The sequence below is a fragment of the Mesorhizobium sp. WSM4813 genome (genome assembly GCF_055811555.1).
Window position 1 is genome coordinate 120,092 of record NZ_JBVVQU010000006.1, and the last position, 14,371, is coordinate 134,462.

At 61.4% G+C, this 14,371-nt stretch carries 14 protein-coding genes, 1 pseudogene and 1 riboswitch; of the genes and pseudogenes, 6 read left to right on the top strand and 9 right to left on the bottom strand.

From position 1 onward, the window contains the following. Window positions 1-100: 100 nt before the first annotated feature. Window positions 101-532 carry an SgcJ/EcaC family oxidoreductase gene (locus tag AC0L25_RS05225; RefSeq protein WP_473594500.1) on the bottom strand — a complete coding sequence of 144 codons (432 nt, stop codon included), beginning with the start codon at window positions 530-532 and terminating at the stop codon, window positions 101-103. Window positions 533-667: 135 nt separating this feature from the next. Continuing rightward, window positions 668-784, top strand: a riboswitch (TPP riboswitch). A gap of 104 nt (window positions 785-888) precedes the next feature. Between AC0L25_RS05225 and thiC the strand changes: the two genes are divergently transcribed. From thiC to AC0L25_RS05255, 6 genes and pseudogenes are all read left to right on the top strand, one after another. Beyond that, on the top strand, window positions 889-2,724 hold the full coding sequence (thiC, locus tag AC0L25_RS05230; protein ID WP_473594501.1) for a phosphomethylpyrimidine synthase ThiC: 1,836 nt from the start codon (window positions 889-891) through the stop codon (window positions 2,722-2,724). Then, window positions 2,721-3,720: pseudogene (thiO, locus tag AC0L25_RS05235) on the top strand (glycine oxidase ThiO). The gene thiC and the pseudogene thiO overlap by 4 nt, the downstream one beginning before the upstream one ends. Continuing rightward, a complete protein-coding gene (gene thiS, locus AC0L25_RS05240; protein WP_473594502.1) occupies window positions 3,689-3,886 on the top strand; it encodes a sulfur carrier protein ThiS in 198 nt (65 codons plus the stop codon). The pseudogene thiO and the gene thiS overlap by 32 nt, the downstream one beginning before the upstream one ends. A gap of 3 nt (window positions 3,887-3,889) precedes the next feature. Next, window positions 3,890-4,663, top strand: coding sequence for a thiazole synthase (locus AC0L25_RS05245; RefSeq protein WP_473594503.1), 774 nt, complete (start codon window positions 3,890-3,892; stop codon window positions 4,661-4,663). Between the two features lie 18 nt (window positions 4,664-4,681). Next, window positions 4,682-5,266: a thiamine phosphate synthase gene (locus AC0L25_RS05250; RefSeq protein ID WP_473594547.1), complete on the top strand. Its 585-nt coding sequence runs from the start codon at window positions 4,682-4,684 to the stop codon at window positions 5,264-5,266. Beyond that, complete coding sequence (locus tag AC0L25_RS05255) at window positions 5,257-6,024, top strand: hydroxymethylpyrimidine/phosphomethylpyrimidine kinase (protein WP_473594504.1); 768 nt, start codon at window positions 5,257-5,259, stop codon at window positions 6,022-6,024. Before AC0L25_RS05250 ends, AC0L25_RS05255 begins: the two co-directional genes overlap by 10 nt. Before the next feature lie 497 nt (window positions 6,025-6,521). On the opposite strand, the gene AC0L25_RS05260 is transcribed toward AC0L25_RS05255, so the two are convergent. The 8 genes from AC0L25_RS05260 to AC0L25_RS05295 all read right to left on the bottom strand — a co-directional run bounded on the left by AC0L25_RS05260 (window position 6,522) and on the right by AC0L25_RS05295 (window position 14,323). Continuing rightward, entirely contained in the window at window positions 6,522-7,565 is a 1,044-nt protein-coding gene (locus AC0L25_RS05260) for an EscU/YscU/HrcU family type III secretion system export apparatus switch protein (protein ID WP_473594505.1), read from the bottom strand. Window positions 7,566-7,649: 84 nt separating this feature from the next. Further along, window positions 7,650-8,459, bottom strand: a complete 810-nt coding sequence (locus AC0L25_RS05265) for a tetratricopeptide repeat protein (protein WP_473594506.1) — start codon at window positions 8,457-8,459, stop codon at window positions 7,650-7,652. Between the two features lie 49 nt (window positions 8,460-8,508). Then, the gene (locus tag AC0L25_RS05270) at window positions 8,509-8,970 is read right to left on the bottom strand and encodes a hypothetical protein (protein ID WP_473594507.1); all 462 of its coding nucleotides are present in this window, start codon (window positions 8,968-8,970) and stop codon (window positions 8,509-8,511) included. 13 nt (window positions 8,971-8,983) lie between these two features. Beyond that, complete coding sequence (locus AC0L25_RS05275; RefSeq protein WP_473594508.1) at window positions 8,984-10,348, bottom strand: type II and III secretion system protein family protein; 1,365 nt, start codon at window positions 10,346-10,348, stop codon at window positions 8,984-8,986. Between the two features lie 51 nt (window positions 10,349-10,399). Then, window positions 10,400-12,553 (bottom strand): type III secretion system export apparatus subunit SctV, encoded by a 2,154-nt coding sequence (sctV, locus tag AC0L25_RS05280; RefSeq protein ID WP_473594509.1) that lies wholly within the window; start codon window positions 12,551-12,553, stop codon window positions 10,400-10,402. Then, window positions 12,553-12,864 (bottom strand): tetratricopeptide repeat protein, encoded by a 312-nt coding sequence (locus AC0L25_RS05285; RefSeq protein ID WP_473594510.1) that lies wholly within the window; start codon window positions 12,862-12,864, stop codon window positions 12,553-12,555. The genes sctV and AC0L25_RS05285 overlap by 1 nt, the downstream gene beginning before the upstream one ends. Window positions 12,865-12,881: 17 nt before the next feature. After that, the gene (locus AC0L25_RS05290) at window positions 12,882-13,322 is read right to left on the bottom strand and encodes a hypothetical protein (protein WP_473594511.1); all 441 of its coding nucleotides are present in this window, start codon (window positions 13,320-13,322) and stop codon (window positions 12,882-12,884) included. Next, the gene (locus tag AC0L25_RS05295) at window positions 13,319-14,323 is read right to left on the bottom strand and encodes an FHA domain-containing protein (protein ID WP_473594512.1); all 1,005 of its coding nucleotides are present in this window, start codon (window positions 14,321-14,323) and stop codon (window positions 13,319-13,321) included. The genes AC0L25_RS05290 and AC0L25_RS05295 overlap by 4 nt, the downstream gene beginning before the upstream one ends. Between the last annotated feature and the right edge of the window lie 48 nt (window positions 14,324-14,371).

Here is a 14,371-nt window from a genome sequence, read left to right on the forward strand (position 1 = left end):
ATGCATCGCGACTGTCGCGACCCATGAGTGGAATCATGCGCGGACGGCATTGCCGATCACGTCGGCGGGGCGCTTCTGTACTTAGGTCCTACAGGCATAGTTATCTCTTTGCGCTTGAAGGGGGAGCAATCGCCCCCGCAACAATGTCAGTGTTTTGGGCCACCTTTATCTGCCAGCCCGACTGTTCTTCCTTCACAATCAGAAGCAGAATGCCCTCTCGTGTTCCAGCGGGTGAGCCGTCCGGGGCGGATGCGCCAGTCAGGGTCCATGTGTAGTGCACGGATGCAAGACCGGGAGCTAATTCCACAACTGCCGAGACATCACCTTCCAATCGGCTATCACGAAACATGGTTTCATGAGTTGCGCGATGCGCCGCTTCGATCTCGGTGCGGTTCTTCCACCACACGCCTACGACATTGACGAAATTAGCATCGTTGGCGAACAACGCTGCGAAGTCATCCATATCGTGCCTATTCCAAGCATCGGCAAAGGCAGTCGCGGCATCCTCAGGTGTGCTGACCATCAAGCTCATCTCAAATCTCGTTGCTTGCGATAAGCATATGGGATTTCGGCCCGGATCGCGACGAGCGAGGGGGCAGATTTCAAACTGACCCACTACCGCCGGCCGAACGCGCTTGACAACATGGCACGGGCCCGTTCAACTTGACGCATTCACCAGGGGAGTCCCGGCAAGGGGCTGAGATACTGCTGGCTTTCGCGGCGCAGTGACCCGTTGAACCTGATCCAGTTCATACTGGCGTAGGGACGGTGCAAGCGCTTTGCGGGAGTTCACGCCCGTAGTCCTGTATTGAACAGGCAGGCCAAAGCGTCTTTTCATCCTTCCGGCACAGAACTGGGTCTCCAATGCATGAGCAAAGGAGCCTCACGATGAATGCCCTTACCCCCGCCGTGTCGACGGGACCGCTGCCCGCCTCACGAAAAGTCCACAAGCTCGGCACTATCCACCCGCAGATCAGGGTGCCAATGCGCGAAATCTCCGTCCATCCGACGGCCGGCGAGCCGCCCGTTACCGTCTACGATCCATCCGGCCCCTACACAGACCCGACTGTCGAAACCAGCATCGAAAGGGGCCTTGCCCGGCTTCGCCACGAATGGATTACCGCGCGCGGCGATGTCGAAGCCTATGAGGGTCGCCATGTCCGGCCGGAAGACAACGGGTTCGCCGTGGGCGAGCGCCTGACGCCGGAATTTCCCGTTCGCAACCGCCCGCTCAGGGCCAGATCGGGCAAGGCAGTGACCCAGCTTGCCTATGCGCGCGCCGGCATCATCACGCCAGAAATGGAGTTCGTGGCCATCCGCGAGAACCTCGGCCGCGAGATCCTGCGTGGCAAAGTTGAGCGCGATGGCGAAGCCTTCGGCGCGGCGATCCCCGATTTCGTCACACCCGAATTCGTGCGCGACGAGGTGGCGCGCGGACGGGCAATCATTCCCGCCAACATCAATCATCCCGAGAGCGAGCCGATGATCATCGGCCGCAATTTCCTGGTGAAGATCAACGCCAATATCGGCAATTCGGCGGTCACCTCCTCGATGGCCGAGGAGGTCGAAAAGATGGTCTGGTCGATCCGCTGGGGCGCCGATACGGTGATGGACCTGTCGACCGGCCGCAACATCCACAACATCCGCGAATGGATCGTGCGCAATGCGCCGGTGCCGATCGGCACGGTGCCGCTCTATCAGGCGCTCGAAAAGGTTAACGGCATTGCCGAGGATCTGACCTGGGAGGTCTACCGCGACACGCTGATCGAACAGGCCGAACAGGGTGTCGACTATTTCACTATCCATGCCGGCGTGCGGCTGCACTATATCCCGCTGACCGTTGACCGGGTCACGGGTATCGTCTCGCGCGGCGGCTCGATCATGGCCAAATGGTGCCTGCACCATCACCGGGAGAGCTTCCTTTACGAGCATTTCGCCGAAATCTGCGACATCTGCCGCGCCTATGATGTGTCCTTTTCGCTGGGCGATGGGCTGCGTCCGGGCTCGATCGCCGACGCCAACGACGCCGCGCAATTCGCGGAGCTGGAAACGCTCGGCGAGCTGACGAAGATCGCCTGGGCCAAGGATTGCCAGGTGATGATCGAGGGGCCCGGCCACGTACCGATGCACAAGATCAAGGAGAATATGGACAAGCAGCTCGCTGTGTGCGGCGAGGCGCCATTCTATACGCTTGGACCGCTGACGACCGACATCGCGCCGGGCTACGACCACATCACCTCAGGCATCGGCGCCGCCATGATAGGTTGGTTCGGCACCGCCATGCTCTGCTACGTCACGCCCAAGGAGCATCTCGGCCTTCCCGATCGCAACGATGTCAAGGTTGGCGTGATCACCTACAAGATAGCTGCCCATGCCGCCGATCTGGCTAAGGGGCATCCAGCGGCAAAACTCAGGGATGATGCCCTTTCCCGCGCGCGCTTCGAGTTCCGCTGGGAGGACCAGTTCAACCTGTCGCTCGATCCCGAAACCGCGCGGTCCTTCCACGATCAGACCTTGCCCAAGGAGGCCCACAAGCTGGCGCATTTCTGCTCCATGTGCGGGCCGAAATTCTGTTCGATGCGCATCTCCCACGACATCCGCGCCGAAGCGCAGAAGGAGGGCATGGCGGCAATGGCGCAGAAATACCGCGAGGGCGGCGATCTCTACATGCCGGCGGACGAGACTAACGCACCACGCGTGCCGGAGGCGCATGAGCGATCATGAGGGTGCTGGTCAACGGGGCTGGCGTCGCTGGCCTCACTGCCGCCTTCGAGCTCGCCATACGCGGCGCGGCGGTGACCGTGGCCGAGACAAGACGTAGCCTGGGTGGCAATGCGTCGTGGTTCGCCGGCGGCATGCTGGCGCCGTGGTGCGAGCGTGAAAGCGCCGAGCAGCCGGTGCTGGATCTCGGTCGCGATGCCGCCGACTGGTGGGACGCGGCGACGCCCGGTCAGGTGACACGGGCCGGAACGCTGGTCGTTGCTGCACCGCGAGATGCAGGCGAGCTCGACCGGTTCGCCAGTCGCACGTCGGGGCATCGGCGTATCGATGAAAGCGAACTTGCGTTGCTGGAGCCCGACCTCGCCGGGCGCTTCCGGCGGGGGCTGTTCTTCTCCGACGAGGCACATCTCGACCCGCGCCAGGCGATGCGAGCACTTCATGACAAGCTCGCGGACATGGGCGTCGAATTCCACTTCGGCGCCGACGTCCGGCGAGTTTCCAATTTCGATCGACAGATCGACTGCAGGGGGATGGCCGCCGTCGATGACAGGCTGCGCGGCGTTCGTGGCGAGATGCTGATACTGCGCACGCCTGATATCCGACTGTCGCGCCCGGTCGGGCTGCTGCATCCGCGCTTTCCGCTCTATCTGGTGCCGCGCACCGGTCACCGTTTCATGGCCGGAGCGACGATGATCGAGAGCCAATCCGCGGAACCGGTCACGGTCCGTTCGATTATGGAGCTTCTCGGCGCCGCCTGCGGACTCCATCCGGCATTCGGCGAAGCTGGCATCGTTGAGACCGGCGTCGGCGTTCGCCCGGCATTTCCAGACAACCTGCCGCGGGTCGAAACGAGCGGAGATACCGTCGCGATCAACGGGCTTTATCGGCATGGCTTTCTTCTCGCCCCTGCCATGGCGCGCCAGGCGGCCGACCTGGTGTTCAATCAAGACCGAGAAGGAGCTTGCTCATGAAACTGCTGGTCAACGGCGAAGCGTATGAGATTGCCGCCACTACGCTGGCCGAGCTGCTCGCAGCGCTCGACTATGAGGGCGACTGGCTGGCAACGGCCGTCAACAGTGACCTCGTGCATAAAACCAACCGGGCGGACTTCCAGCTGAGCGATGGAGACCGGATCGAAATCCTGTCGCCAATGCAAGGGGGCTAGACCATGTTCGCTCTTCTGGGAACCACGCTTCCGTCGCGCCTGCTCCTCGGCACGGCTCAATACGCCTCGCCAGCCGTCCTTGCCGATGCAGTCAAGGCGTCGGGCACGTCGGTGGTGACTGTCTCGTTGCGCCGTGAGATGGCGGGCGGCAGGGATGGCGAAAAATTCTGGTCGCTGATCGGCTCGCTCGGCGTCAGAATCCTGCCCAACACTGCCGGCTGCCACTCCGTCAAAGAAGCGGTCACGACCGCGAAAATGGCACGCGAAGTCTTCGGTACGACCTGGATCAAGCTCGAAGTGATCGGCAACCACGACACTCTGCAGCCGGACGTGTTCGGCCTGGTCGAAGCCGCCCGCATCCTGTGCGAGGACGGTTTTACCGTATTCCCTTATACCACCGAGGACCTTGTAGTCGCCGAGCGGCTGCTAGAGGCGGGCTGCAAGGTCTTAATGCCGTGGTGCGCACCGATCGGCTCCGCCCTCGGGCCGATCAACATCACCGCGCTGCGCTCGATGCGTGGGCATTTCCCTGCCGTCCCGCTGATTGTTGATGCGGGGCTCGGACGGCCCTCGCACGCGGCAACCGTCATGGAATACGGCTTTGACGCTGTGCTTTTGAACACAGCGGTTGCCAGGGCGGCCGATCCGGTCGGCATGGCGCGTGCTTTCGCCAAGGCGGTCGACGCTGGCCGTGAAGCATTCTGCTCGGGACTGCTCGAACCGCGCGACGTCGCCGTGCCGTCGACGCCCACGATCGGCACGGCAGTTTTTTCATGATGCTTCGACCCCTTCTACCTGATCGTTGACAGTGCTGCTTGGATCGAGCGACTGGTGCGGCTCGGAGTCAGGCTGGTTCAGCTTCGCATCAAGACCATGGATGAGGCTGGGTTGCGCACCGAAATCCGGAAGGCGAGGGCCCTGTGCGCCCAGCACGAATGCCAGCTCATCGTTAACGATCACTGGCGCCTGGCAATCGAGGAGGGCTGCGACTTCGTGCATCTTGGCCAAGAGGATTTGCAGAACGCCGACCTCGCGCGCATACGGGCAGCCGGCGTGCGGCTCGGGCTCAGCACGCATGATCATGTCGAACTTGAAACGGCCTTGACCGCCGAGCCCGACTACATCGCGCTAGGCCCCATCTATCCCACCATCCTGAAACAGATGAAATGGGCGCCGCAAGGGGTCGAACGGATCAGCGAGTGGAAACGCCGGGTCGCACCGGTTCCCTTAGTCGCCATTGGTGGCCTCAACCCTGACCGGCTCATCGGTGTCTTTGCGGCTGGTGCTGACAGCGCGGCCGTGGTGACCGACATCACGCTGAACGACGACCCCGAAGCGCGCACGCGAGAATGGATCGAAAAGACAGACCAATGGCGCTGAGGCGAGAACCGCATGTGCTTGTGGTTGGCGCGTCGGACTCCAGCGGTGGGGCTGGAATCGCACGCGATATCGAAACGATCTCTTTAATTGGCGTGCGCACCTGCCTTGCTGTCACCGCGCTAACGGTTCAGACGCACGAAGCCGTCCTGGATATCCACCCTATGGAACCAGGTCTGGTGGCCGATCAGATGCGCGCTGCGCTGCAGGCCAACCAGGTCGCGGCCATCAAGATCGGCATGCTTGCAACGGGGCGGGTCTTTGTGGCGGTTGCGGCCGTGCTCAGCGAATATCCACTGATACCGGCAGTACTCGACCCGGTGCTGGCTTCCTCTTCGGGCAGGCCGCTACTTGAAGCGAACGCGATCGGCATCATGAAGCGGGATTTCTTACCGCTCTGCCGGCTCGTCACGCCAAATCTCATCGAGCTGGCGGCCCTTGTCGGTTCGGAAGTGGCAGCGGACGATGACGACAGGCTGCGGCAGGGAAGAAAATTGCTTGAGGCTGGGCCGCAGGCGCTGTTGATCAAGGGTGGCCACGCGACGGGACCGCGTTCAACCGATGTTTTGTTGAGTTCCAATCAGGAAGCAATTTGCTTCGACAGGCCGCGCCTTGCCGGAACGATGCGCGGGACGGGCTGCATGCTGGCCAGCGCCATCGCTGCCCATATGGCGAATGCGAAATCGCTCGAAGATAGCGTGCTCGAAGGCAAACGGTTCGTGTTCAAGAAGTTTCAGAAAAATGCAGCCGAAGCACCATAGCCTGCGTGCCGAGCCGTCGCGGTGAAGCCGCGCCCGATCGCTCTTGATCATTCGCCGGTGGCGACGTGCGGTTTCGGATCAGATCGTCGTTTCCCGACAAAAGCCGGGTGGGAAAACGCACGTATGCCCATGTCGCGATCAAATACGGTTCCCCCCTCAGCGCCGACCACGATTCGAGCTACAGTCCCAAGGCGCCATGAAGTAGCACCACGTCACGCCGAGGTCCGGCCCCCTATAGGAGGTCGGCTGAACCTCCGTTCTGATTTAGAAAGGCGATGGCGCCATCCATGTCGTCGACGTAGAAAGCCATGGTGGCGGACGGCAGTCACTCGGGCGTAAACAGCAGGCATGGGGATTTCGGCCGCTCGTCAGTTCGATTTTGGCGAGCAGAGAGGTCCCTCGAAGACAGCGTGCGCAAAGGCAATCGGTCTGTATTCGAGAAGCTTTAGGATGCAGCCGAATGACTGTGTAGGGTGTGGGTCTAACTGAAATGCTCATCAAGCGAGCCCATTGCGCACGAGATGGCGTATGATCGGGGGAAACAGGTGTTGGGTGATGTAGGCGCCGATCCCGATCGTCTCAAAAAGTGGCTGGACCAGCGTATCGTCTTCTACGATCGGAATGCCGAGTCGCCGTGCTTCGGCGATCATGGCCTCCGCACTGTGACCCTGCCCTTTGCCGACAACGATCGGGATCGGCGTCTCCTTCTTGACATAACGCAGCGCGACTACCCGGTCGTCGGCGGCAAAGACGAGGACGGCGTTCTTAATGCCGAGCCTTAGCGGACGAGTAACCGCTTCGCGGCGCTGGCGCTGCAGTTCCTGGCGGATGAGCGGATCGCCTACGAGGTCCTTGTGCTCGCGCTTGAAGTCGGTGCGGGTCATCCGCATATCGCGCAGGAAAAGCCAGCGCTGCAGCGGCACGTCGATCAGTCCGATCGATATGAAACCCAGCGCCGCAGCCGCACCCAGTGGGGTCAGCACGGACTTGATCATTGGCCCAATGCAAGTCTCGCCGCAACCGGGTGCGTCGAAAAGTGGTTGCAGATAGGTGAGCAGGACAGCCACGAACAGGCATGCCAGGAATAAGACCTTCGCCAGCCCCTTGGCAAATTCGACGACGTTGCGAAGCGACACGATCCTCTTTAGACCCTTGGCCGGATTTATGTGATCAAACCGAGGCTTGACCGGCTCAAAGGAAAAGACCGGCCCTGATGTCGCGACCGCGCCGAAGAGCAGAGTGAAAACGATGACTATGCTGGCCAGGGGGCCGGTGATCAGAAACATGGAAGTGACAGTGTGCCGGATTGCACGCAGGCTGACTTCCTCGAACGACCCGTTCGACGCCGTGACCGTTTGCACAAGCTGGGCAAGTAGTCCCAGGACGGTCTCCCAGATGAAAAACAGGTAGGCGAGCGCCGCCAGCAGAGGAAAACCGGCAATCAGGTCGCGGCTTTGCGAGACCTTTCCCTTTCGTCGCGAGTCGCGCAACTTCTTATCAGAAGCGGGTAATTGTTTTTCCTCGGCTTCTTCTTGCGACATGTATGTATCACCGTCAGCTCTGCGCTCACCAATTTGCCGGACGTTTGGTCGGGTGCCTGCACCTTCCCCTATAAGGCGCGAACGCTACCCAACGATCGATCCGAGTGCTTTCGCTTTCGCCTTCGCGCTTCCTTTTGCGCGTATTGATTTGGCGCGGATGAGCAAAGCGCTGATCTCCTTGCTCGAGAGGCCAGTCGGAGGCACGGCCTTGACCTGATAGGCTTGGCCAAGCAGGCCGTAGACCACAACCACGTTGCGCTTGTGGTGCAGTTGCGCATTGGGTGCCGCGGCAATCTTCTGGATCAGCGGAACCGCCGCGGCGGAATTGCCTCCGAGTGCTGCCGCCAATGCCATGTTGGTCTCGATGTCGAGATCGCCCGGCTGCAGCTTGAGTGCCTGGCCGAAAGTGGCCTGCGCTTCGTCAACATGGCCGGCGAAGGTCTGTGCCACGCCGAGCCGGTTGTAGGCCGAGCTGGTGTTCACAATTGGCGCCGCTTGGGCGAGCGCGCGAATACCGGCATCGACGTCGCCTGTCTCTATCATCGCGGAACCCAGGCCAAGCATGGCCTGGCCGTCAGCCGGCACTTTCGAGAGAGCGAAACGGTACGCCTGAGCCGCTTCGGTCGGGTAGCCGGCACGCATATAGGCCCCGCCTGCCTTCACGAAGGTGGTCGGCTTCGCATCCGGCAACGCGGTGGCCCGTTGATAGAGCGCGAGAGCGGTCTCAGTTTCCCCGCGTTCCTCGATCTCTGCAGCCAGCTTGATCAGCCGGTCCGATTGCGTCGAGGCGGTTTGCGCCTGGGCAGCATCCGAATCGGCCTTGGATTTGACCGTCTGGCAGCCCGCCAGCGCTAATATTGCGACAATGGGCAAAAACACGATACGCGGCCGCATATCCACCTCTCCGTATTTAATCGTGATCGACATACCGCCGATCGATCGATCAGTTATCTGCCGGCAGTGTCGTACTCGCCTCCAGAGGCGCGGCGTTCGCACCACCGACTGGCGACTCGTCGCCGTAGAGATACCGGCGTGCCGCCCGAGCCGTCGGAGCTGCCGCCGCCGGTCCCATCCGACGTCCCTCGATCAGATCGCGGTCACTTTCCACTATGCGCTGAAGATTGTAGGCATTGGCGCAGCCGGGCGGCAAATGGGTGCCGACGCCGGAAACAATCGTAAGATCGGTCGCGGCAGGCGACAGATCGTCGTCCACCGGCTCGGCCAGGCAGGCGTTTGGCGCAAGCGCCGAACCTCCGACGGCCTTTTCAGAGCCGCCGGAGGCGTTGGTCGCGACATAGCTGTAGCCGGGCGAATAATCCTCGGGCTGCAGCTTGTTATTGACGCAGCCGGCGAGCGCGACCAGTGGCAGTGCGAGCCCGGCACGGAAGACGAGTGGATGTGTCATAGGTCGTCCTCCGCTACTTGATGATGAGGCCCATTGAGGATGGGTCGTTCGAACGTGTTCGGCTGGGGCGCTTGCCGGAGGGGCGATCAATAGGCAATGCCAGGCTGTCCCTGACCGGTTCGACCAGATAAGGCGTGATGAGGATGACAAGTTCGGTCTCTTCCTTCTGGAAGCGCTGCGACTGGAACAGCGCGCCGAGGACCGGGACGTCACCCAGTACGGGGAACTTTTCGAGACTGCGAGTGAAGTTTTGCTGGAACAGGCCGGCGATTGCGAATGTCTGTCCGCTCGCCACCTCGACGATGGTGTCGGCCTTGCGCACCACGAAACTCGGCAGGTTGAAGCCATTGACGCTGACGGCCGTTCCGCTCACCGAAATCGAGCTGACTTCCGGTTTGACGTGAAGGCCGATGCGGTTGCGCCCGATCAAGGTCGGCGTGAAAGTCAACGAAACACCGAAAGACTTGTAATCCACAGTAACCGTATCCTGGCTCTGCGGGATCGGAACCGGGATTTCGCCGCCAGCGAGGAAACTCGCGGTCTGGCCAGTCACCGCAGTCAGGTTCGGCTCGGCCAGGATCTTGACGATGCCGTTGCGCTGCAGGGCTTCGATAAGGACATCGAAGTTGAAGCCGTCGGCTTCGCCCGAGAAACCCAGATTTCCTGCGTCGCCTATCGGGACGGCATTGTTTTGAAACATGCTAAATTCGAAACCGCTGGATTTGTAGCCGACCGACCAATCCACGCCGTACGACTGAAGTTCCGTGCGCGAGACCTCGGCGAACCGAACGCGGATGTTGACCTGCTGGGCTCCCTGCACGGTGGTGTTGTTGATCGGCGGCTGCTCCGGCGGCGAAAATGTTCGCGCTACATTGTCGACATCGACAGCTTCGGTGACGTTCAGCGTGTCGCCGGTTGCCACGATGCGGTTGCCGAAGATGGACAGGTCGGCAGACGATGTCGGCTGCAAGGCGCGCTTGGCTTCATTTGCCGGTGTTTTGTCTGGGGTGACACGGAACTGCGCCGTTGCCTCGATCCGCTGATCGGCGGTGATCGCTATCAGGTTGGTGACGCCAGACTTCAGGCCAAAGACATAGACGATGTCGGGCGACACCACCTGCAGATCAGCAATGGTGGTGTCGGCAATCAGCACTGATTCCACTGGTTCATTGAAACGCAGGATGCGTCCTTGCCCGATTGGTAGCTCGATGGTCGGCCGACTCGGCAGTGGTGACACTTGCTGCGCCTTCAGATCCTTTGGCGTCCCCAAAATCACCACCAAACACAACAACACCGCGATAGACCACGACCGGGCGACCAGCTTCCGCCCTGCGCCGGCGGCCGGTCGAGTGCCCTTTGCGATATCGTGGGTTGTCATGCTGTCCCTCTCTTGCCCATTTTCTTATTCCGAGCTCTCTGCATCGCTGCATCAGGGGGTGGCCTCCTGCCCGGCTTGCGACCGCGTCCCCGGCAGTGATTGTGAGGTTTTCCGAGCCCCCTGCTCGGCAGCTATCGCCGCCAGCGGCTGGACGTTGAACTCGGCCGCGAGTTCCTGATAGGAAAGCACCGGCAGCTCGATGCCGTTGTGCACCAAAAGGCTGCGCATGTGCAGGCGCACGTCCATGGCCGTAAGCACGACTGGCAGGACGGCGGCCGATGTCTCGGACAATGCCCGCTCGATTTGTTTCACAAGTGACTGCGCTTCCTCGTCGGAAAGGTCGAGGAAGGTGCCGCTGGAAGTGGCCTGCACGGCGGCTCTCAATATCTCTTCGGCCGACCGTTGCAGGACATAGGCGGCGATTATGTTGTTCCGGTCAGCCGAGCGGAAACTGATCTGGCGCTTCAGGGCAATGCGCACATGCTCGGTAAGTAGAACGACATCCTGTTCGCGCTGGCCCCATTCAATAAGCGCTTCCAGGACGAGACGAAGGTTGCGGATCGGCACGTTTTCGGCGACCAGCCGGCGAAGCACCTCGGCGATCCTCTGAAGCGGCAGGATGTCCCGGGCTTCCTTGACGAGATCGGCATAGTCCGGCTCGATATCGGATAGAAGCCGGCGCGTTTCCTGGATGCCGACGAAATGGCCAGCATAGAGCCTGAGCGTATGGGCGAGCCATTTGCCCGACGCTTCGACGGGAGGGAAAAAGCTGAGGCCGGCTTCTTTCAAGACGGCAGTGTGACGCGCATCAACCCAGATCGTGTTGTGCCGCCCGGCGACCGGAGGGCCAACGTCATGGCCGACACCGAGCAAGTCAAGATGGGTCTTATCTTCCGCGACCAACACTCGCTCGGCTGGAATTTCAGCGTTGAGGATCGGCGCGCCCTCGAGGTCGATGCGGATATGACGAGGCGCGAGAGCCTTGTCGACAAGCAAGCCGATTGCGGGCACATCGACGCCCAGGTCGGCGAACAATTCGCGGCGGCTGCGGACCACCTGCACGCCGAATTCCGCCTCCGGGATCGATTGCCCGAGTTCGGAACCGAGCCGCACGACGATTCGTGACGTAGATTGCGCTGCATTGATGTTGCCGATCGAGGCTGCCGGCGAAATTGCAAGTTGCTCCGCAGTCTCGACCGCTCTGGCTTCATCGACCGTCTCGGTCTTCGCGAACGGCCGATGGATCGCGTAGGCTCCGGCCCCGAAAGCCGCTCCCAGAACCAGGAACACCACAGTGGGAAAACCCGGCACCAGAGCGAGGCCGATCATGATCGCCGCCGCTAGTGCCAGCGCACGCGGATCGCGCAGCAGCTGTCCGGTGATCTGCCGGCCGAGGTCGCCATTGCCGTCCGCGCTGCCGACGCGCGTCACCATAGTGCCTGACGCCACGGCGATGAGCAGGGCAGGAATCTGGGCGACAAGGCCATCGCCGACCGTGAGCAGCGAATAGGTCACGGCAGCTTCGCCGAGCGACATGCCGTTCTGCAGCGTGCCGACTGCGAAACCGCCAATGAGGTTGACCAAAATGATGACGATACTGGCCATCACATCGCCCTTGACGAATTTCATGGCACCGTCCATCGCGCCGAACAATTGGCTCTCGCGCTCGAGCTGAAGGCGCAGACGGCGAGCCTCGGCCTGGTCGATGTCGCCGTTGCGTAGCTCTGCATCGATGCTCATTTGTTTGCCCGGCAAAGCATCCAGTGTGAAGCGGGCGGCCACTTCGGCGACGCGCTCGGCGCCTTTTGCGACAACGATGAATTGCGCGATGGTGATGATCAAAAAGATGATCATGCCAACGACGACGCTGCCGCCGACCACGAACGTGCCGAAGGCAGTGATGATTTGGCCTGCGTCCGCCTGAAGCAGGATCAGTCGCGTGGTGGAGATGGTAATCGCCAGACGAAACAGGGTGGCGATAAGGATCACCGAGGGCAGTGACGAAAATTCCAACGGATGAACGACATGAAACGATACCAGTAGGATCAGAACGCTTATTGCAATGTTGGCGGTGATCAGGATGTCAACAAGGAAGGTCGGCAACGGGATGAGCATCATCACCACGGCGGTGAGCATCAGGATGGCGATGACGAGATCGCCGCGGTTTGAGAGTTTCGCGAGTAGCCGCAGAAGCCGGTTGGACATCAGTCGCCACCCCGCTGGGCCAGGCAGGCCCGGAATGCGTGGCGTGCCTCCGCCATCCGGCCCGCCGCTCGCAGCGCACGGCTCTTTAGAAGTGCAAGCGTGGGGTGAGCCATCCCGTCCAAAGTCTCCAATCTGGCAATGGTAGCGAGTGCCTTGTCCGCTTCGCCGTCGAGTATTAGAAGGTGGGCGAGTGTCTTGAGGACACCGGGATTGCCGGGAGAAAGCTGCGCAGCGATAAGCAGATACGCGACGCCGCGTTTGACTTGCCCATGACACCCGTACAAGTAGCCGAGCACATGCAGCAGCTGCACCGTTTCGTGCGCGTCGGTCAGGTCTCAACCCCTCCCTGCAAGCGACCGAGCAGTTCCCGATGGCGCTCGATTTCATCTTGGATCAGCGTCCGGGCGAGGCTTTTGATGTGCTCGCCGCCTTCTAGATCGGGGACAAGGTGGGTGACGCAATGCTGGAGAATGGAAAGCGACCGGCGCAGAATGGCGGGCTCGGAAATACGCGGCATGACGAAATCGATTAGGGCGTCGTCCAGGGATTTGCCGGTGGCGACCGATGAGGATTGAAAGTCCGCGGCTTCCGAACGGTCGGACCTCGAGGCGCTACTAGTCTCACCCGCACGGGCCGCCGCCTTGTTGACGCCGTTCAGCCGTCGTCGGTTGATTGGCTGGCCGCGAACGCCCTCTGCTTGCTGCGCCGCGCGCCCGGATGTATCTACCCTGGCCGCGTCGAAGCGCGGCCCCTCCAGGCGGCGGTTCATGGATATTTCAAAGCGACAGTTGAGCCGCCTTTTGTCAGCAGGAGTTCCTTCTCGCCGATCTGCTTGATTGTCCAGCCGTCATTCACGAAGGCGCCCTCATAGTAGCGCGCGCCGTCGGCTGTGATGATGTAGGGCCGTTGACCGTACCAGATTGCTTTCAGTGGCAGCCGGGGCGTTTTTTCGACACCTGCTGTCACGATATCGGAGATGAGCGGGACATGGCCGCCATAGGTCTGGTCGAACCAGGACTGGATATCGGTCCAAGCCTCGCCCTGCTGCGCCGGGATGCTTCCAGCCACCGTCAGCCGCCCATGGCTGATCTCGACGCTCAAGGAACCGATGCCGGCTTGTGCCAGTCGAAGTTTGAGCTGCTTGCTGGCCTCTTTGGCGCTCACCGGAGCCTGTGCGGCCGCAGCCTGGCCGGATTGCGCCACGTCAGTCTCGGCAAATTGCTGGGTGCCATCGGCGACAGGCAGCCTCGTGGACTCTTCGTCCGACCGGTCGCGTTGAAGGGATCGTTCCGGCCCGGCCACCGATAGACCATGGTAGGCGATGGACAATACGAACGCAGCAGCTACAAGCCCGGCCGCGACAAGCGTTGACCTGCCGGCAGCCGGCAAATTAGCAGACACTTGCCACGGGCAAGTCAAAAGGATCCGAGCTTCGCCGAATACAACCTCCACCGGCAACTTGCAGCGGCGCCCGTGGCCCTTCCAAACAACCTCATCGCTTGCCAGGGTAACGTCGCCGCTGAGGGCTTCTATCTCCACCTGGCCGCCCTTGCGGCGTAGGCGAGCGTGGACGGGTGCAATCCCGGAATCTCTAAGGACGATATCTGACTCTGTGGTCGACCCTACCGTGTAGACTGGTTCCGCAAGATCAAGCGCCGCGCCGGCATGTAACCCGTGCGTTACCAGCAATGTGACGTCGCGACTCGCTGCTCCGCCGCCGGGATGATGGAGGTTCCGCCGAAACAGAGGCAAGAACGATCCGCCCCACAATCTGTTCGATTCTGCACTCATTCCAATTTCACCTGCGGGGCATTCAAC

Coding starts and splice junctions, on each gene's coding strand:
- AC0L25_RS05225 (WP_473594500.1), bottom strand. CDS start 532: ATGAGCTTGATGGTCAGCACACCTGAGGATGCCGCGACTGCCTTTGCC.
- thiC (WP_473594501.1), top strand. CDS start 889: ATGAATGCCCTTACCCCCGCCGTGTCGACGGGACCGCTGCCCGCCTCA.
- thiS (WP_473594502.1), top strand. CDS start 3,689: ATGAAACTGCTGGTCAACGGCGAAGCGTATGAGATTGCCGCCACTACG.
- AC0L25_RS05245 (WP_473594503.1), top strand. CDS start 3,890: ATGTTCGCTCTTCTGGGAACCACGCTTCCGTCGCGCCTGCTCCTCGGC.
- AC0L25_RS05255 (WP_473594504.1), top strand. CDS start 5,257: ATGGCGCTGAGGCGAGAACCGCATGTGCTTGTGGTTGGCGCGTCGGAC.
- AC0L25_RS05260 (WP_473594505.1), bottom strand. CDS start 7,565: ATGTCGCAAGAAGAAGCCGAGGAAAAACAATTACCCGCTTCTGATAAG.
- AC0L25_RS05265 (WP_473594506.1), bottom strand. CDS start 8,459: ATGCGGCCGCGTATCGTGTTTTTGCCCATTGTCGCAATATTAGCGCTG.
- AC0L25_RS05270 (WP_473594507.1), bottom strand. CDS start 8,970: ATGACACATCCACTCGTCTTCCGTGCCGGGCTCGCACTGCCACTGGTC.
- AC0L25_RS05275 (WP_473594508.1), bottom strand. CDS start 10,348: ATGACAACCCACGATATCGCAAAGGGCACTCGACCGGCCGCCGGCGCA.
- sctV (WP_473594509.1), bottom strand. CDS start 12,553: ATGTCCAACCGGCTTCTGCGGCTACTCGCGAAACTCTCAAACCGCGGC.
- AC0L25_RS05290 (WP_473594511.1), bottom strand. CDS start 13,322: ATGAACCGCCGCCTGGAGGGGCCGCGCTTCGACGCGGCCAGGGTAGAT.